Below are 18,512 nucleotides of genomic sequence, written 5' to 3' on the forward strand. Positions count from 1 at the left end.
TGGTCACAGCTACATCACCGTTTGAGTGAGGCCACTGCACCGTTCAGATCATGCTGCTTCGATCAGCTCAAGGCCGAGGAAGTCAGCTGCGCGTCCACGTGAACGCGGGTTGGAAAGATCTGAAATTGCGCGAGCAATACTCACATCAATCATTTCGTCAAACCAAGGCTTGACTGCATTGGCCAGCTGGTCGATATCCAGGTTGTTTGCCTGACGATTCAGTGCCTGAGAATGGACTGACACAGTCCGGGTACGCGTATTCATTTTTCTTCTCCATCATTCATTCATCAGACCGTATGCAGGTATGCGCGTTGTTCGCGCAGGCAACCTCATACGGTAGGTCGTATGTGCCGAAAGCTTTCTCAAATACCCTCATCGGCATTCTTACTCGCCGTGGCACTCCCACTACCCTACACGATTTCGCGTAGTCCGCCATCGGAAGCGCCCCTTCGTGTTGCACGCCATGAAGTCCCTAGTCCATCACGAACAATCAAAGCGTCCGTGTCACGAATAAAAATGGCCAGACTACCGAAGCAGTCTGGCCACCTTTCACATGCTGGTGTCAGCGAAGTCCGCCACCGATTGAGTAGTCGACTTCATCGCCCACCTTGTGCAAGCGAAGCATGTTCGAGGAACCTGCGGTCCCCGGTGGCATACCTGCAACGATCACGAGTTCGTCACCAATTTCAGCGAGGCGCGACGACTGCGCAACCTGGTCGACCTGCCACACCATGTCATCGGTGTGACGGACCTCAGGAACGCGGTAGGTCTGAATACCCCACGTCAATGCCAGGCGACGACGCGTTGATTCCAGCGGAGTAAATGCGAGCATCGGAATCGGGCGACGCAGACGCGACATCATGCGAGCCGAAGCACCGGACTGAGTGAAGGTCACCAGGTAGCGAGCATCAAGATGCTCAGCAATCTGAGCGGCAGCTTCACAGATGACGGCCGCACGGTCGTTGACGAAGAAACCAGTCAGTGCGGCGATCATTTCGCCACCGTTTTCTTCGGTGGACTCGATAATACGAGCCATCGTGCGAACAGCTTCGATCGGGAACGCACCCACTGAAGTTTCGCCGGAAAGCATGACCGCATCGGCACCGTCAAGGATGGCGTTTGCACAGTCAGAAGCTTCAGCGCGGGTCGGTCGAGGATTCTTAATCATGGAATCCATGACCTGGGTTGCGACGATCACCGGCTTCGCAGCACGGCGAGCCAGTTCGATGGCGCGCTTCTGAACCAGCGGAACGGACTCGAGCGGCATTTCAACGCCAAGGTCACCGCGGGCAACCATGATCGCGTCAAACGCATCGACGATTTCCTGGAGCGCTTCGACAGCCTGCGGCTTTTCGATCTTGGCGATCACCGGAAGACGACGACCGTATTCGTCCATGATCGCGTGGACATCATTGATATCCTTTGCATTGCGGACGAACGACAGAGCGATGAAGTCTGCGTCGTTTTCCATTGCCCAACGCAGGTCCTCTTTATCCTTCTCGGAAAGAGCAGGAACGGACACTGCGACGCCGGGAAGGTTCAAGCCCTTGTGGTCGGAAACTACGCCGGGGACCTCAACCTTGGTGATGACGTCGGTATCGGTGACCTCGACAACGCGGACTGCGACGTTTCCGTCGTCAATCAGCAGGCGATCGCCGGGAGCACAGTCACCAGGCAGACCTTTGAAGGTCGTACCAACGAGTTCCTTAGTTCCAGGCACGTCGCGGGTTGTGATGGTGAACGTGTCACCAACAGCGAGGACCTGGGGCCCTTCTTCGAACGTCTCCAGGCGAATCTTCGGGCCCTGCAGGTCAACGAGGATTGCAATGGCACGCCCTGAAGTCGCGGAAGCACGACGGACCTTTTCAATAACAGCTTCGTGCTCTGCAGCCGTGCCGTGTGATCGATTGATTCGGGCGACATCCATACCGGCGTCAACCAGTGCTTGGACTTGCTCCGAAGAATCAGTGGCAGGGCCGAGAGTACATACAATTTTTGCTCGACGCATAGCCCAAGTCTACCGTGATTGGGCGTCAAAACTCTTATCCTGGGATTCAATTTCAAGGTGATCGTTCCCATGTTCAGCGATTTTAGAAGCGTTTTCGCCACTTTCAGCAGGCACGAAGCGTTCGTCGCCCTGCAAGATAGTGGATCGTCCCAGTCTCCCGGCAACGAAGTAGACAATGAGGCCTAGCGCAAAAATGGCGAGCGATGTCCATACGTTCAGGCGCACTCCGAAGAAGGTGTGAGCCGTGTCGATGCGCATCATTTCAATCCAGCTTCGTCCAAGTGGATATGCGATCAGGTAGAGCGCGAACACCTGTCCAGAGGCGAAACGGAAACGACGATCGCACCACACGATGATTGCTGCCATCGTCAAATTCCACAGGCACTCATAGAGGAATGTTGGGTGAAACAGGGTTCCCGAGGCAAAACCATCGGGCAGATGCGCGTCGTCGATCTGCAAACCCCATGGCAACGTCGTGGGGCCACCGAAAAGCTCTTGATTGAACCAGTTCCCCCAGCGACCAATGGCCTGGGCGACCAGTAATGCTGGTGCAAGCGAATCAGCAAGCGGGCCAAGGCGCTTCCCGGAACGTTTCACTGCAATCCAAGCGCCGACTGCACCCAGAGCGACACCGCCCCAGATGCCCAAGCCACCTTCCCAGATTTGAATGATTCGAGCCGGATCACCGTTTGGACCAAAGTAGGCTTCGGGTGATGTGAAGACATGGTACAGGCGAGCTCCGATAATACCGATCGGGATCGCCCAAAGGGCCACGTCATACATCAGTTCAGGGTCACCGCCACGTTGTGCGTAGCGCTTGGACGTCCAGTAGACGGCGATAAACATGCCGATAACGATGATTAATCCGTACGCGCGTAGCGGTAGCGGACCGATGTACCAGACACCCTGCGACGGCGAAGGGATGGAGGCGCTGATCACAATCGGGCTCCTTTCACTCCTGAAACCAAGTCGTGAGCACGTTCTTCAAGAAGACGAAGGCCGCGGTCAATTGGCTCGTTAAACAGTGTCTTCACCAGTGCGGAGCCCACGATAACGCCGTCGGCGTACGCACCGATTTCTTTCGCCTGCTGGCCGTTCGAAATACCAAGACCAACGCACACGCGCTGAGCCCCGGCATCTCGCGTGCGTTCAACGAGGTCCTTGACGTGCTCTCCCACGGATGCGCGAGCACCGGTAACCCCCATTGTCGAGGCAGCGTACACCCAGCCTTCGCTATGCGCACTGATCAGTTCCAACCGGCGCCTCGGAGACGAGGGGGCGACAAGGTACGTGCGCTCCAAGCCGTATTCTTCTGCGCTTGCTTCCCACTGCGCCCCTTCTTCTGGAGGAAGGTCGGGGGTAATCAGACCGGAACCACCCGCAGTAGCAAAATCACGGGCAAAGCGCTCCACCCCCCACCACTCGACAGGATTCCAGTAGGTCATCACCGCGGTGGTCAGTCCATAACTGGTCAGTTCTTCAACAGCTCGAAACAGATCTTCAAGGTGAGTACCGTGTTCAAGAGCAGCAACTGTTGCCTTCTGAATCGTGGGTCCATCCATTCCTGGATCGGAATAGGGGAAGCCCAGTTCTAGTACGTCAAAACCACAATCTGCAAGGACTTTGCCCGCTCGAATGGAATTATCAACCGACGGAAAACCAACGGGAAGGTATCCGATGAGAGCTGCGTCGCCTCGTGAATGAGCTTCGTCGATGCGATGCCCAGCTTTCAATTCTTTGCTCACTTGCCCGCCTCTTCATCATCGTCCAACTGGGAAATGCCAGTCGAACCGGCACTGGGGTCAATCACTTGACGAGTCGCATGACCCAAGTTGAACCACTTCGATGCCGTGTCCACGTCTTTATCTCCGCGTCCCGACACAGTGACAATGGCAATCGGACCTTCACCTTCAGCAAAGGGACCGCCGTTTTCGCAAACCTTCTGCGCGGCCCACTGGCGGATACCTGCAAGAGCATGCGAAGACTCAATTGCGGGAATAATACCCTCGGTGCGCGATAGCAACCGGAAAGCATCCATCGCATCGGCATCGTTGATGGGAATGTAGCGAGCGCGACCGATCGCAGCGAGCCACGAATGTTCGGGGCCAACACCCGGGTAGTCGAGACCCGCCGAAATCGAATGTGATTCCTTCGTTTGACCGTCTCGTTCTTGAAGCAGGTACGTGCGGGCTCCGTGAAGAACACCGGTTTCATTCGCGGTAATCGAAGCGGCATGGCGACCGGTCTCAACCCCGTCTCCACCAGCTTCGCACCCGAGTAGTTCGACATCGGGATCGTCGAGGAATGCGGTGAAAGTACCGATTGCGTTCGAACCACCACCGATACATGCGCAGACGATGTCCGGCAAACGGCCTTCCATTGCCAGAAGCTGTGCTCGAGCCTCATCACCAATCACTCGCTGTAAATCACGAACAAGTTCCGGGAATGGATGAGGACCAGCCGCGGTACCGAAGATGTAGTTGGTTGTAGCTTCGTTCGTCACCCAATCGCGGAATGCTTCATTGATTGCATCCTTCAGAGTCTTCGAACCGGATGCTACGGCGACAACTTCCGCCCCAAGCATCTGCATTCGAGCAACATTCAGTGCTTGACGTCGAGTATCTTCTTCGCCCATGTAGACGGTGCACTCCAAGCCAAGAAGCGCCGCTGCAGTGGCGGTCGCAACACCGTGTTGCCCGGCACCGGTTTCAGCGATGACTCGGGTTTTGCCCAGTTCCTTCGTCAAAAGAGCTTGGCCAAGCACGTTGTTGATCTTGTGCGAGCCCGTATGATTCAAGTCTTCGCGCTTCAAAAAGACGCGCACTCCCCCAAGCTCGCGGGAGAAACGAGGCGCCTCGGTCAGCAAAGACGGACGACCCGCATACCCAACAAACAGGTCACGAAGACGCTTCTGGAACGCAGGATCGGGCCATAAGCGCTTCCACTCACGTTCAATAACCTCGAGTGGTCCCATCAATGATTCGGCGACAAACCGTCCACCGAATTGGCCAAAGTAGGGGCCTTGAACGTTTGACAGTGCCACGTTACTTCTCCTCTAGAGCGGCGCGAACGCGCGCCTTACGGTCGGTCAGGAGAGCCGGATGAGAGCCGGCACATACCATGTCACGAATGGAGGACAACGGATCACCGCTGGTCACCAGAGCCTCTCCGACGAGAACAGCATCAGCACCCCACTTGGCGTATTCGAAAACGTCGTGGGGGCCTCGTACACCTGACTCCGCGACGGCGACAACGTCAGCTGGAATCACATCAATCACCTGGTTAACGGTGTCGCGGTCAACTTCAAGGGTCTTCAGATCTCGAGCATTGACCCCGATAATCCGTGCTCCCGCTTCGAGCGCTCGCAACGCCTCAAGACGCGAATGCGTTTCAACCAGAGCATTCATCCCCAGCGAATGGACGCGTTCCAGAAGCGAGACAAGTGCCGGCTGTTCAAGTGCGGCGACAATCAAGAGGACGAGGTCCGCTCCATGTGCCCGCGCCTCGTGAATCTGATACGGAGTAACAATAAAATCCTTGCGGAGCACTGGAATATCCACTGCGGCACGCACTGCATCAAGGTCAGCGAGGGAGCCAGAGAAACGACGTTTTTCCGTTAGAACAGAAATGGCGGTTGCGCCACCTTCTTCGTAGATCGACGCAAGACGCGCAGGATCAGGAATATCAGCAAGAGCGCCCCTTGACGGAGAGGAACGCTTCACTTCGGAAATAATCGATACGGCGCCTTCGCGTTCCTTGAAGGCTGCGAATGCGTCATGGGCATCGGGGGCACGCAGTGCACGTCGCTTGATTTCGTCCATGGGGACGTGGGCCTCGCGCAAGGCAAGATCTTCACGGACACCTGCGATGATGTCATCTAAGACTGTCATGATTGCGCTCCTTCGCCACTACCGTCGTCAATTCGATGCTAGTGGGTACTAGCAGAGATACTGAAATGGGCTCATCATGTGTGCTCATACGTCACCTCGCTGACCGATGACTGCACCAAGGTCACCGCCTTCTTCGAAACAGGAACGCTTCCCCGTGTGACAGGCAACCCCAACCTGGTCCACTTCGATGAGCAACGCATCGCCGTCACAATCAAGACTGACAGCCTTCACAAACTGGAGGTGTCCGGACGTATCACCTTTGCGCCAATACTCTTGGCGACTTCGCGACCAGAAGGTCACTCGCCCTGTCGTCAGCGTCCGATGAAGAGCCTCGTCATCCATCCACCCAAGCATTAAAACTTCACGGGTATCCCACTGCTGAACGACAGCAGCAACAAGACCGGCAGAATTACGCTTTAAACGCTGAGCAATCGAAGGATCTAAAGTCATTCATCTATCTTGACACGAACAGGTCAACACGACCTCTGCCGTTCATTCTCCGGCTATAACGCCATCGCACACATCGAAGCGACCGGCCTCGTACCCTCAAAAAGAATGCAGTCAACTGCGTAGGCGAAAGAACCGCCTACTGCCACTGAAGAATCGCACCCCAGCCGATATACCCACCGGCAGCACCAAGAATCAGCCACGGTCCAAGAGGTATCCGCGCCCCGGTCCCCGCATTGCCGACGACCAATCGCCACAACGCGGCGCCACCGGCCAAAACGAAGGAAATAATCAAACCACCGTAGGCAGCTTGGATACCAACGCACCCAAGCAACGCTCCAAGGACAGGAGCAATCTTCACGTCGCCAAAACCGACACCGCCCGGGATCCTAGAAAGGATCCACAAGGGAACCGCCCAAATTGCCATCGACAGGACAATACGCACGATCACTTTCACGGGCGTTTCCGAGTGAAAAATCATGCCCAGCGCACCGAAGGTCACGCCGATCGCCATCGTAGCCGTGTATGCGTTGGGAAGCTTGTGCGTTCGAGCATCAACCAAAGCAGAGAGCGCCCCAATCATCGCAACCGACACAATAGCCGGTGCCGACGGTTTCAGTTGCAGCGTCACAATCGTTGCAGCCCCAAACAAAGCGGAGGTCCACACGATACCCGTGCGCTTATACGGTGTCAGCGTCGCTTCAATGAAATATCGGCGTTGGACGCGCCAGCCGTAGCGCCACAGCCAATAGATGATGATCAGCCATGTTGCGAGTGCTAACGCAAGCGACAAGTCCTGGACCGTTGTTGCTTCACGGACGCGCAGAAGACTTAAAAAATCGCTCATTGAGGAATCACCTGACGCATCGCCTCCACATCAGCGTTCTTCCCCGTCATTAGCTGAACCTGAAGATGCGCTTGATGAAGAAGCATCTCGACACCGTAGACAACGCACGCGCCATTGGCTTCATACACCTGTACAAGCTGCGTGTCACGAGGCGAATAAATGACATCAAGCAGACACTGATCGGTTCTCGGGCTCAATTGCTTGGCAATATCATCGCCAATATGTGCGGGCAACGTAGAGATGAGGATGTCTGCCGAAGCGATCTCATGCATCACTCGTTCATGATCGCTGAAAAGAACCTGGTCAATCTCAACACCCAACCGCGTTGCTGCCACAACAATCGAACCCGGTCCGCCAAAACGACGCGCGATCACAGTTGTGCGAGTGATACCAAGCGTGCCCAAGGCTGCAAGGGACGAGGCCGCCGTCGCTCCACTGCCCAAGATCACTGCAGAATGCGGCGCATCACACCCCCTGCGCGCTCGAGCCTGATCGATAGCCATCACGATCCCGTGCACATCGGTGTTAAAACCGGTCAACACGCCTGCCGATGGGACAACGGTATTCACACTTCCAACCGCTTGGGCCAAAGGATCGCAGACATCAATCAAAGACATGATGTCCTGTTTGCACGGCATGGTCACGGAAAGACCGAGGCACCCTGAATCGAGCGAGGACAGGAAAGACGGCAACGTTTCTTTCGTGACCTCGATTGTGCGGTACGTCCAATCAGAACCCACGCCGACAGAATCCCACGCTGCCCTGTGCAAAAGAGGCGATAGTGAGTGCTCAATGGGTGAGCCGATTACGCCAGCCCAACTCATTGTGTCAGCACTTCCCGGGGTGAGCTTCGCAGTAGTCCTTGAATTTCTTCTGATTGGCTTCGTGATCGGCCAGCGTTGAAGCAAACACCGTCTCACCCGTATCCAAATCAATGGTCACATAGTACAGCCAGTCGCCATCCGCAGGATGCATCACGGCCTTGATTGCTGCTTCACTGGGCTGAGCGATCGGGCTCGGAGGAATCCCCTTATGAAGGTATGTGTTGTACGGGTTCTCATCCAGCAGATCGGAAGCAGTTGGTACGCCACCGGTTTTACCAACTCCGTAAAGAACCGTTGAGTCCATTTGGAGCAAGCCACGAGTCTCGTTTTCAGTATCAGCAAGGCGATTTTCAATCACTCGAGCGACCTTGGGCAGGTACTCGTCGAGATTCACTTCACGTTCGAGAATTGAAGCCTTGTTCAAAACAATTTCGCGCTGGTCTTCAGCGACACCGGCACTATCGAGCGTGGAAATCGTAGTGGCAACCATCTGGGCAACCAGAGTCACCGGAGTATCCGAAGACGCCACTTCGTATGAACCCGGAGCAAGCCACCCCTCAACGTTTCCCCCAGCCACATCGGGCAAACCAATAGCGCTGGCATCTTCAAATGCTGCGGTGACATCATCAAAGCTGAAATCGGTGACAGATGAAATACGCTCGGCAATTTCTGCCTTGGTTTGACCCGGAGTGACAGTCACCGTGTTATCAGACCTATTAGCGTCATCAAGCAATGCGGCAACCGCATCAGACGCCCTCATCTGCATTTTCAGCGTGTATGTGCCCGGACGGATCATTGTGGCTGCTTTATTCGCGTCATACGAGCGGATAAAGGCTGCAACGCTCTTGACGACGTCAGCATCAACCAGTGACTGACCGATTTCGGCACCTGTTTCGCCGACATCGATCGTCACTTCAACAGAGCCTGAACCTGGACCTGGATAGTCATCGTCCAATTGCGAGAAGGAAGATGAAGGCGCGGTCAGTTGGCGTACGGCATACACTGCTGCACCGCCAATGAGAGCAATAACGATTGCCAGGATAATGAACGCGCGGATACGACGATTACGCTTACGACGGCGGGCTTGACGACGTTCTAGTTCTAGGCGTCGAGAACGCATGCCGGTCGTTTCACTACTCACGGTTTCAAAAAGAGGAAGATCATTCGACTGTGGCGTTGCGGGCGGTGTCTGCGCGCGCTGGTGCGAAGCCTGAGTGCCTGCTCGTCCCTGCATATCTCGTCGTCGAGGAAATGGAGGGCGTTGCGAGTTGGGCGTCGTCACGAAAGATCCTTCCCTTCAATGATGATCTCAAGCCCTGGGGCTCGATCGCTCATTCGTTCCGCTTCAAGTGCTTGCTCAAGAATGATTTGAGCAGCCACCTGATCGACAACCGCTCGGTGTTCCCTCTCTGGAACGCCTGACTGTCGTAAGCGCGCATGCGCTTGATTTGAGGATAGCCTCTCATCAACCAATGCGACACGAACATGTGGCCTAGCTAGCTTAATTCGTCTGCCGTAGCGCCGAGCGCCTTTTGCTGAAATTCCCTCTCCACCTTTGAGATGTTTCGGCAGGCCTACGATGACTTCTAAGGCATCGTATTCGTCGATGATTGAGCAGATACGCTCAACGTCAGAACCGTCATCAGCTCGGATAACAGTTTCAACGGGCATTGTGAGTATGCCGTCCGGGTCGCAGCGACTCACTCCAACCCGGACAGTTCCAACATCAACACCGATGCGCGTTCCGCGACGAAGACTCACGAATGAGCAACCTCGCGACGGATCGCGTCAAGCGCTTCCTTGATCGCGTCGAGCTTGGTGCCACCGCCCTGTGCGATGTCATCACGGCCACCGCCGCCACCACCAAGGTGCTGGGCGACAGCGCGAACAAATGCGCCTGCCTTAGCCTTGCGCTCGCGTGCCTTCTCGTTTGTCACAACGACGATCGAGGGCTTGTCGTTCACTCGGCCGATGAGAGCGACAACAACCGGATTCGCATCGCCAAGACGATCACGAACTTCAAGAGCCAGAGTGCGCAACGCGTCAGCGGACGGCATAACGCCTGCATCATTGGCGACTACAGCAATGCCATTGAGCGACTGTGCCGTATCAGCAAACGTCTGCGCCTGAGCCAGTGCTTGCTCAGTGCGCATGCGCTCGAGTTCCTTCTCAGATTCCTTCACTCGAGCAAGCAACGAAGCAATACGATCCGGAAGCTCTTCGCTACGGCCCCCCACCATGGTCGACAGCTGGGAAACCAAAGCATGTTCCTTTGCCTGGAACGAATACGCGCCATTGCCGACAAGCGCATCAATGCGTCGCACGCCCGAACCAATGGATCCTTCACCCACGATCGCGATACGACCAATGTGGCCGGTCGTAGGAACATGGGTGCCACCGCAGAGTTCCTTATCGAAGCCGTCACCGATGGTGACAACACGGACCTCAGCACCATACTTTTCGCCGAAAAGTGCAATCGCGCCGGAAAGGCGGGCCTCTTCGATCGACATCACGTCAGTCTTGACCACGAGGTCCTCGGCAAGCTTTTCATTGATGAGGGCTTCAATGTCGTTAATCTGCGAACCCTCGAGAGCCGAGGAGTGACGGAAGTCGAAGCGTAGACGTGACGGTGAGTTCTCAGAACCAGCCTGATCGGCGTCTTCGGCAACGATTCGACGCAGACCCGCATAGACCATATGGGTTGCGGTGTGAGCGCGAGCAATCGCCAGACGACGCTCAGAGTCAACCTCTGCCCATGCCTTCGCACCAACCGTCACTACGCCTTCAGTCAGCGTGCCACGGTGAACCGACAGCCCCTTAATCGGAGCCTGGACATCGTGGACCTCGATAATGCCACCGTCTGCAAGGCGAATCTGACCGTGGTCAGCGAGCTGACCACCCATCTCAGCGTAGAACGGAGTGCGGTCAAGGACGACCTCGACCTCAGCAGGCGCCTGCGCGACGGGAGCGGGAACGGAATCAACGAGAAGAGCGGTGATCGTCGCTTCGGAGCCAAGATCTGTGTAGCCGAGGAAGGTCGAGCCACCACCCATCTGCTTCTCAATATCTTGGAAGAGGCGAACGTCGGTGTGGCCGGTCTTCTTTGCGCGAGCATCGGCGCGTGCACGGTCCTTCTGCTCCTGCATGAGAGTCTTGAAAGCATCCTCGTCAACCTTCAGGCCCTGCTCGCTTGCCATTTCAAGCGTCAAGTCAATCGGGAATCCGTAGGTGTCATGCAGTGAGAATGCTGATTCGCCGGACAGAACGTGAGATCCAGCCTTCTTCGCATCACGAACGGCGGCGTCAAGAATCGTAGTGCCGGCGCTCAGCGTGCGACGAAATGCGTCCTCTTCGGCGTATGCGACGTCCTGAATGGTTGCCCAATTCTCGTTGAGTTCCGGGTAGGACAGGGACATGACGTTCTTCGAAGCTGTCAGCAGACTCGGCATCGTGGCCTCGTCGACGCCCAAAAGACGCATCGAACGCACCGCACGGCGGATCAGACGACGCAACACGTAGCCTCGTCCATCGTTGCCCGGACGCACGCCGTCATTGATCAGCATGAGCGCAGAACGCACATGATCTGCGACAACGCGCATACGCACATCATCGTCATAAGCGACACCCGCGCTGGGGCCTGAGGCACCCAAGCCGTACTTCTTGCCCGACATCTGCTGTGCGACATCAATGACCGGGAAGACTTCGTCGATCTCGTACATGTTCGGCTTGTCCTGCATAATGAATGCAAGACGCTCAAGGCCAGCACCCGTATCAATTGCGGTCTGGTCAAGCTTGCCAACGAGTTCGAAGTCGTGGCCTTCACCTTCGCCTCGAACAAATTCGTCGAAGACGAGGTTCCAGATTTCAAGGAAGCGGTCGCCAGCAACGTCGGCGACGGGACCGCCATCGGGGCCAAACTCAGGACCACGGTCGTAGTGGATTTCACAGCATGCGCCAGCAGGACCCGGCTGACCGGTCGACCAGGAGATCTCTTCAAACGGAAGACGCTGGATGCGCTCTGCGGGCAGGCCGATCGTCTTCGTCCAGTAGTCGAAGGAAACCTCGTCTTTTTCCCAGATGGTCATCCACAAGCGGTCGCCGTCAAGGCCGTAACCGCCCTTATCCTGCGGAGTTGTCAGCAGTTCCCACGCGTGGCTGATAGCGCCTTCCTTGAAGTAATCGCCAAAGGAGAAGTTACCGTTCATCTGGAAGAACGTACCGTGCCGCGTGGTCTTACCAACATTGTCAATATCATTCGTACGAATGCACTTCTGCACCGATGCTGCGGTCGGCCACGGAGCCGGCTCTGTTCCCAGAATGTAGGGAATAAACGGCACCATGCCCGCGACGGTGAACAGAATGGAAGGCTCCGGAGAGATCAACGAAACCGAAGGCGAAATATGGTGGCCTTTGGATTCGAAGAAGTCGAGCCAACGTGAACGAATTTCAGAGGTGCGCATGGTTCCCTATCGTAATAGGTGAGGGCCAGATAAAGCACATCTGACCAACGGGGTGAAAGAAAACAACAGAGCCCCGAGAAAAATCTCGGGGCTCTGCAAAAGTGTGATCAGCGTGAGTAGTGTTCAACGACCATCTGGACGTCACAGGTCACGGGGACTTCAGCGCGCTTCGGGCGACGAACCAAAGTGGCCTTGAGGCGCTCAAGCTCGACGTCCAGATATTCGGGAACTGCCGGCAGAACGTCACGGTGGATGCCCTGAGCAGCAATTTCGAACGGAACGGTGGTCTGCGACTTCGGCTTGACCTGGATGGTCTGCCCCGGCTTCACACGGAAAGACGGACGGTCAACGATCTTACCGTCAACCAGGATGTGACGGTGAACGACGACCTGACGTGCCTGCTGGATGGTGCGGGCGAAGCCTGCACGCAGAACCAGGGCGTCAAGACGCGTTTCGAGAAGCTCAACCAGGTTTTCACCGGTCAGGCCAGCGGTACGACGTGCTTCTTCGAAGGCGCGACGCATCTGGGATTCGCGGATGCCGTACTGAGCGCGCAGACGTTGCTTTTCCTTCAGACGAACGGCGTAGTCGGATTCTTGACGACGACGGGAGCGACCGTGCTCGCCGGGGCCGTAGGGGCGCTTCTCGAAGTAGCGGACTGCCTTCGGGGTGAGTGCAATGCCGAGGGCGCGGGATTCGCGCACCTGCTTGCGGGAACGGTTCTGTGCCATTTCCTCTATCTTTCCTGTTTCTTGTGTCATGACCACGGACTATCCGTTGGTCACGGGGTCAACTCCCAGAATTGCTTCTTTCGGCTAAGACCCCAGGTGTGCCATACAGGCAACCCGTCAAGACTACCGTAGTTTCAGTAGTTTCCTAATCACGGACAGGCGTTCAGTGATGAGTTTCTCATGCCCGTTCGTGGTTGGCTCATAGTAGCGTGCACCCTCAAGATTGTCGGGAAGATACTGCTGGGTAGCAACGTGATGCGGTTCGTCGTGCGCATAAATGTACTCTTGGCCGTGGCCCAGTCGTTTCGCTCCCCCGTAATGAGCATCGCGCAGATGCATGGGAACAGGTCCGCTCTTTCCAGCTCTCAGGTCCGCAATCGCCCTGTCAATACCAAGGTAGGCAGCGTTCGACTTCGGCGCGGTTGCGACAGCAATGACCGCTTCGGCCAAAATAATGCGCGCCTCCGGCATGCCGATCATTGCCACTGCTTGAGCCGCAGCAACGGTTGTAGATAGGACCTCGGGAGCTGCCATACCCACATCTTCCGAGGCAGCGATCATGACGCGCCTCGCAATAAAACGAGGATCCTCCCCCGCTTCTAGCATTCGCGCCAGATAGTGCAACGCCGCATCAACGTCAGAACCTCGCATCGATTTAATGAACGCCGAAGCAACGTCGTAGTGCTGATCCTGGTCCCAGCGGACAAGCGCTTGGTTCGCGGCGGTCTGCACGTGATCAAGGGTGATCGCTTGGGACTGTTGGTCGTCGGCTGCTCCAGCGGCAGCTTCCAGCAGAGTCAGTGACTTTCGTGCATCGCAGCCAGCAAGGCGTACGAGGCCCCCCATCGCGTCATCATCCAGTGTGTAAGCGCCATTCAGACCTCGTTCATCATCGAGAGCACGACGGATTAAGAGCTCAATCGCCTCTTCTTCGAGTGGCTCGAGCACCAGCAAGATCGAACGTGAGAGCAACGGCGAGATCACCGAAAACGATGGATTCTCGGTTGTTGCAGCAACGAGGGTTACCCACTGATTTTCGACAGCTGGGAGAAGAGCATCCTGCTGAGACTTCGAGAAACGATGAACTTCGTCGATGAAAAGAACGGTTCCTTCACCGGTTGACGCGGTACGCCTCTTCGCGCTGACAACAACGTCTCGAATATCTTTTACGCCAGCTGAGACCGCGGACAATTCTTCAAAATGACGACCGGATGATTGAGCAACAAGGTAGGCAAGTGTGGTTTTACCAGTGCCCGGTGGGCCCCACAAGATCACGGAAGAAACCTGAGGAGCACCCGGTTTAACCGGAGCGAGCAACCGTCGAAGAGGCGAACCTTCTGAGAGAAGATGGCGTTGCCCAATGACTTCGTCGAGAGATGTTGGACGCATACGCACCGCAAGAGGAGCATGCGAGTTAAACTGCGGAACTCCGTCGGCAGTTAAAGAGTCGGAACTAAAAAGGTCCACGAGGTTCACTGAGTGGGCGCTGAGGCGGACAGTAGATGTGCAACGACGCCACCAGCGATTAACACCATGCCACCACCGGCCGCGAAGGCTGATGCGGACAAAGCCATCGCCGCGTTCATTGCAGCACCGTTGTCGGCGTTAGCTTCGTGCGCAGCAAGAATGGCTTCCGCCGACAGGGAAGACGCCGACGACTCGCTTGATTGGGAGGAAAGAAGCTTCACTGTTGGCTGGGCAGATTGGTCTTCCGTTGAGCTTGCTTCGCTTGGAACGGGAGAAGCAAGCGTCGTTTGCTGGGCAGGAACCTGAACAGCTGGATTCGAAGCACTCCGGGCGGCCGCCGTGTTCGTCTGCGCAGAAATGGCATCAGGCAACAGTGCAGCCGGCGCTGAAGGAGTAACGGGCTCAGGAACAACCGGGGCACCGGGGGTTACGGGCTTTTCAGGCTCACTGGGAATCACTGGATCTACCGGTTGAACGGGAGTAGCAGGTTCAACGGGATCGACTGGAGTAATCGGGATTGCCTTTTGCGTAATGCCGACCCAGCGCGTGAACCCGCAAGCCTCTCCTGCACTGTGACCATCCTTGGTCAGATAGAAGACAGTGAGTTGATGAGCGGCGTTAGCTTCCCACAAAGTACCGTCAGCATTATTCGTGCCGTTAGGGATCTCAACGGGTGCCACGAAACGCTCTTTCTGCGCGTCATAGGTACCAACTGCCCACACCTTCGCGTCAAGCTTTTCGCCGGTCAGCGGGTTTGCCAGTGCTTCACTACGTTGCAAAAGGGTTCCGTTACCGTCAAGGTAGACGGCAATAAGGTGCGTTGCGTCAAGTCCACTACAACTTGAAAGGACCGTGAACGTGTCTGAGAGAGAGTCCTTTAAAAAAGGGCTGTTCGCGCTCTTTCCATCGCCCTGCGCAAACGACGGGGTAGCACAGGCTAAAACAAATCCAACCAGCACAAAAAGGAGTGCAAGAATACGCGCGAAATGCGCACGAACAGCACCAAGATGGCGTTGTAGCGCCATTCTTCCCTCCCCTTTACTCAATATGCTCCATTGAGCCTATCAGGAGAGAAGTGAGAAGGTCATACGAAGTACTTACTCAAAAAGTGAGGTATCCCCCGCACCAGCACGCGCGACCACTCCAGCACCCTGGGTGAAGTCGATCACGGTTGTGGCCTCGTCACCACCGACGGGAGCAACGATCACTAGGTCAATCAACTTACCGATGCGATCATCCACCTCGAACCCGTCGATCATCGGTTCGCTCTCACCGGGCAAAATCAGTGTCGAACACAGAAGCGGTTCGCCAAGCGCTGCAACGATCTCTTGGGTAATGACATGATCGGGAATGCGGACACCAACTGTGTGCTTCTTTTTGTTCAGCGTCATGCGAGGAATCTCTTTAGTTCCAGGCAAAATGAAAGTGTAGGCACCCGGAGTCAGAGCTTTGATCGTACGGAACTGAGAGTTATCGACGATGACAAGTTCACCCAGTTGCGCAAAAGAATGGCACAAGAGCGAGAAGTTGTGTTTCTCGTCCAAACGACGAATCGAACGAATCGTATCCATGCCAGCCTTGTTGCCGAGCTTGCAGGCAATCGCGTATCCCGAATCAGTCGGAAGCGCGATCACGCCGTCGTTGTTCAAGATCTCGACAGCTTTGTTCACGAAACGAACTTGTGGATTCTCTGGGTGCATTTCTACGTACGACATACATACAGTGTGCCCTAAATCACGCACTCATGCAGGTGAAACAGACCTACCACCTGACGAATCTGCCATGCAAGAAGTCTGGTGACACAGATGAAATCCATGGGATAAATCAGAGGGCGGTACCGAAGAGCTCAGTCTTCAGTACCGCCCTCTGCGCTCAGGTGTTCACCGGAGATGAAATTTCCACGCGAACGATAGGGGGCGTCATTGGACGCGCGCTATCACTTTGATTCACCGGCCTCTTTTTTGGAGGTTTCCTCTTCGCCACGCTTCTTCGGCTGGGCATCAACACCAGCTTCCTTACGCTGCTGAGGCGTAATCGGAGCGGGAGCTTCGGTCAGCGGATCGTAGCCACCACCCGACTTCGGGAAGGCGATGACGTCGCGGATCGACTCGGACTTGGTGAGCAACGAAACGATGCGGTCCCAACCAAATGCAATGCCACCGTGTGGCGGAGCGCCGAACTTGAAGGCATCCAGCAGGAAGCCAAACTGCTCCTGGGCTTCTTCGTCGCCAATACCCATGACATTGAAGACGCGGTTCTGGATGTCACGGCGGTGGATACGGATTGATCCGCCACCAATTTCGTTGCCGTTGCAGACGATGTCGTAGGCGTAGGCAAGTGCATTGCCCGGGTCCTTGTCGAAGGAGTCCAGCCATTCGGGCTTTGGGGAAGTAAATGCGTGGTGCACAGCGGTCCATGCGGAGTGGCCAAGTGCAACGTCGCCTTCTGCTTCTGCGTCGCCGGTGGGCTTGAACAGCGGAGCATCAACTACCCAGGTGAATGCCCATGCGTCGGGGTCAATCAGATCGCAACGCTTGCCAATTTCGAGGCGCGCCGCGCCGAGCAATTCGCGCGAGGCGGTCGGTTTACCCGCACCGAAGAAGATGCAGTCGCCGGGCTGAGCACCGGTTGCTTCCGCCAGTCCTTCGCGCTCAGCATCGGTGATGTTCTTGGCAACGGGGCCACCGAGGGCGCCGTCTTCACCAATGGTGACGTAGGCGAGGCCCTTTGCACCGCGTGCCTTCGCCCATTCCTGCCACTTGTCAAAGGTGCGACGCGGCTGGGAAGCACCGCCGGGCATGACGACTGCGCCGACGTAGGGAGCTTGGAAGACGCGGAACGTGGTGTCTTTGAAGTATTCGGTCAGGTCAACCAGCTCGAGGCCGAAACGAAGGTCGGGCTTGTCAGAGCCGTACTTTTCCATCGCGTCCTTGTAGGTCATTCGAGGAAGCGGGGTAGGCAGGTCGTAGCCGATGAGCTTCCAGACGTTCATCATGACATCTTCGGCAACGGCAATGACGTCATCTTGGTCAACGAAGCTCATTTCGATGTCGAGCTGGGTGAATTCTGGCTGACGGTCAGCGCGGAAGTCCTCGTCACGGTAGCAACGTGCGATCTGGAAGTAGCGTTCCATACCGGCAACCATGAGCATCTGCTTGAACAGCTGCGGGGACTGTGGAAGTGCGTACCAAGAGCCGGGCGACAAACGAGCCGGGACGATGAAGTCGCGAGCACCTTCGGGGGTCGAACGCGTCAGGGTCGGGGTTTCGATTTCGACAAAGTCGTGCGTGTAGAGAGTGTCACGAGCGGCGCGCGACACCTGGGAACGAAGACGCAGCGCGTACTGTTCCGGTTCGCGACGAAGGTCGAGGTAACGGTACTTCAGGCGAGTTTCTTCGCCAACGTTGCCGGAGTCTTCTGCGTGCGCAGAGACCTGGAAAGGAAGAGGTGCGGACGTATTGAGGATTTCAATGTCGTCGCCCATCACTTCGATGGCGCCGGTGGGCAAGTGAGGGTTCTCGTTACCCTCGGGGCGAGCACACACCTCGCCGGTGACTTTGAGGACGAATTCGGAGCGGAGCTCGTGGGCGACGGATTCGTCGCGGACGACAACCTGTGCAATACCGGATGCATCGCGGAGATCGACGAATGCAACGCCGCCGTGATCACGGCGGCGATCCACCCAACCGGTCAGAGTAACGGTCTGACCGACAAGGTCGGTATTGAGGGTGCCAATGTTATGAGTGCGCAGCACGTGTCTTCCTTTCATTGTGGCCATCCGCGAGACGGGCGGCGGCACCGCGATTTTACTCCCCTTTATGCGCTCTTGTTCGCTTGC

The 18,512-nt window shown here is 56.3% G+C and carries 17 protein-coding genes; all 17 read right to left on the reverse strand.

All coding sequences use genetic code 11. From position 1 onward, the window contains the following. Nucleotides 1-48 precede the first annotated feature (48 nt). Nucleotides 49-264: a hypothetical protein gene (locus AC5RE1_RS08395; protein WP_006681077.1), complete on the reverse strand. Its 216-nt coding sequence runs from the start codon at nucleotides 262-264 to the stop codon at nucleotides 49-51. Nucleotides 265-562: 298 nt separating this feature from the next. Continuing rightward, complete coding sequence (gene pyk, locus AC5RE1_RS08400; RefSeq protein ID WP_006681078.1) at nucleotides 563-2,008, reverse strand: pyruvate kinase; 1,446 nt, start codon at nucleotides 2,006-2,008, stop codon at nucleotides 563-565. Nucleotides 2,009-2,017: 9 nt separating this feature from the next. Next, a complete protein-coding gene (gene lgt / locus AC5RE1_RS08405; RefSeq protein ID WP_103632594.1) occupies nucleotides 2,018-2,947 on the reverse strand; it encodes a prolipoprotein diacylglyceryl transferase in 930 nt (309 codons plus the stop codon). Beyond that, entirely contained in the window at nucleotides 2,944-3,753 is an 810-nt protein-coding gene (trpA, locus tag AC5RE1_RS08410) for a tryptophan synthase subunit alpha (RefSeq protein WP_006681080.1), read from the reverse strand. Before trpA ends, lgt begins: the two co-directional genes overlap by 4 nt. Continuing rightward, nucleotides 3,750-5,051, reverse strand: a complete 1,302-nt coding sequence (trpB, locus tag AC5RE1_RS08415; RefSeq protein ID WP_103632593.1) for a tryptophan synthase subunit beta — start codon at nucleotides 5,049-5,051, stop codon at nucleotides 3,750-3,752. The genes trpA and trpB overlap by 4 nt, the downstream gene beginning before the upstream one ends. 1 nt (nucleotide 5,052) lies before the next feature. After that, a complete protein-coding gene (gene trpC, locus AC5RE1_RS08420) occupies nucleotides 5,053-5,898 on the reverse strand; it encodes an indole-3-glycerol phosphate synthase TrpC (RefSeq protein ID WP_103632592.1) in 846 nt (281 codons plus the stop codon). A gap of 84 nt (nucleotides 5,899-5,982) precedes the next feature. Further along, nucleotides 5,983-6,348: a phosphoribosyl-AMP cyclohydrolase gene (hisI, locus tag AC5RE1_RS08425; RefSeq protein ID WP_103632591.1), complete on the reverse strand. Its 366-nt coding sequence runs from the start codon at nucleotides 6,346-6,348 to the stop codon at nucleotides 5,983-5,985. Between the two features lie 136 nt (nucleotides 6,349-6,484). Continuing rightward, nucleotides 6,485-7,192, reverse strand: a complete 708-nt coding sequence (locus tag AC5RE1_RS08430) for a prepilin peptidase (RefSeq protein WP_006681084.1) — start codon at nucleotides 7,190-7,192, stop codon at nucleotides 6,485-6,487. Then, nucleotides 7,189-8,016, reverse strand: coding sequence for a shikimate dehydrogenase (locus AC5RE1_RS08435; protein ID WP_006681085.1), 828 nt, complete (start codon nucleotides 8,014-8,016; stop codon nucleotides 7,189-7,191). The genes AC5RE1_RS08430 and AC5RE1_RS08435 overlap by 4 nt, the downstream gene beginning before the upstream one ends. A 4-nt stretch (nucleotides 8,017-8,020) precedes the next feature. Further along, the gene (mltG, locus tag AC5RE1_RS08440) at nucleotides 8,021-9,298 is read right to left on the reverse strand and encodes an endolytic transglycosylase MltG (RefSeq protein WP_103632590.1); all 1,278 of its coding nucleotides are present in this window, start codon (nucleotides 9,296-9,298) and stop codon (nucleotides 8,021-8,023) included. Next, nucleotides 9,295-9,777, reverse strand: coding sequence for a Holliday junction resolvase RuvX (ruvX, locus tag AC5RE1_RS08445; protein WP_103632589.1), 483 nt, complete (start codon nucleotides 9,775-9,777; stop codon nucleotides 9,295-9,297). Before ruvX ends, mltG begins: the two co-directional genes overlap by 4 nt. Continuing rightward, the gene (alaS, locus tag AC5RE1_RS08450; RefSeq protein ID WP_493938653.1) at nucleotides 9,774-12,476 is read right to left on the reverse strand and encodes an alanine--tRNA ligase; all 2,703 of its coding nucleotides are present in this window, start codon (nucleotides 12,474-12,476) and stop codon (nucleotides 9,774-9,776) included. The genes ruvX and alaS overlap by 4 nt, the downstream gene beginning before the upstream one ends. Before the next feature lie 107 nt (nucleotides 12,477-12,583). Next, nucleotides 12,584-13,207 (reverse strand): 30S ribosomal protein S4, encoded by a 624-nt coding sequence (gene rpsD, locus AC5RE1_RS08455; protein ID WP_040318548.1) that lies wholly within the window; start codon nucleotides 13,205-13,207, stop codon nucleotides 12,584-12,586. Nucleotides 13,208-13,330: 123 nt separating this feature from the next. Then, a complete protein-coding gene (locus AC5RE1_RS08460) occupies nucleotides 13,331-14,674 on the reverse strand; it encodes a replication-associated recombination protein A (RefSeq protein ID WP_493938656.1) in 1,344 nt (447 codons plus the stop codon). Nucleotides 14,675-14,679: 5 nt separating this feature from the next. Further along, a complete protein-coding gene (locus AC5RE1_RS08465) occupies nucleotides 14,680-15,699 on the reverse strand; it encodes a hypothetical protein (RefSeq protein WP_480939147.1) in 1,020 nt (339 codons plus the stop codon). A 72-nt stretch (nucleotides 15,700-15,771) separates the two neighbouring features. Continuing rightward, nucleotides 15,772-16,389: an L-threonylcarbamoyladenylate synthase gene (locus tag AC5RE1_RS08470; protein WP_103632586.1), complete on the reverse strand. Its 618-nt coding sequence runs from the start codon at nucleotides 16,387-16,389 to the stop codon at nucleotides 15,772-15,774. Between the two features lie 221 nt (nucleotides 16,390-16,610). Beyond that, the gene (gene aspS, locus AC5RE1_RS08475; protein WP_493938659.1) at nucleotides 16,611-18,428 is read right to left on the reverse strand and encodes an aspartate--tRNA ligase; all 1,818 of its coding nucleotides are present in this window, start codon (nucleotides 18,426-18,428) and stop codon (nucleotides 16,611-16,613) included. Nucleotides 18,429-18,512: the final 84 nt, after the last annotated feature.

The sequence above is a fragment of the Actinotignum sp. usb-actsch-rep-73 genome (assembly GCF_059082735.1).

Bases quoted from the DNA above. Each gene is read 5' to 3' on its own strand.
- hisI (WP_103632591.1), bottom strand. From the start codon at position 6,348: ATGACTTTAGATCCTTCGATTGCTCAGCGTTTAAAGCGTAATTCTGCC.
- trpC (WP_103632592.1), bottom strand. From the start codon at position 5,898: ATGACAGTCTTAGATGACATCATCGCAGGTGTCCGTGAAGATCTTGCC.
- pyk (WP_006681078.1), bottom strand. From the start codon at position 2,008: ATGCGTCGAGCAAAAATTGTATGTACTCTCGGCCCTGCCACTGATTCT.
- AC5RE1_RS08435 (WP_006681085.1), bottom strand. From the start codon at position 8,016: ATGAGTTGGGCTGGCGTAATCGGCTCACCCATTGAGCACTCACTATCG.
- alaS (WP_493938653.1), bottom strand. From the start codon at position 12,476: ATGCGCACCTCTGAAATTCGTTCACGTTGGCTCGACTTCTTCGAATCC.
- AC5RE1_RS08395 (WP_006681077.1), bottom strand. From the start codon at position 264: ATGAATACGCGTACCCGGACTGTGTCAGTCCATTCTCAGGCACTGAAT.
- AC5RE1_RS08470 (WP_103632586.1), bottom strand. From the start codon at position 16,389: ATGTCGTACGTAGAAATGCACCCAGAGAATCCACAAGTTCGTTTCGTG.
- AC5RE1_RS08465 (WP_480939147.1), bottom strand. From the start codon at position 15,699: ATGGCGCTACAACGCCATCTTGGTGCTGTTCGTGCGCATTTCGCGCGT.
- rpsD (WP_040318548.1), bottom strand. From the start codon at position 13,207: ATGGCACAGAACCGTTCCCGCAAGCAGGTGCGCGAATCCCGCGCCCTC.
- AC5RE1_RS08430 (WP_006681084.1), bottom strand. From the start codon at position 7,192: ATGAGCGATTTTTTAAGTCTTCTGCGCGTCCGTGAAGCAACAACGGTC.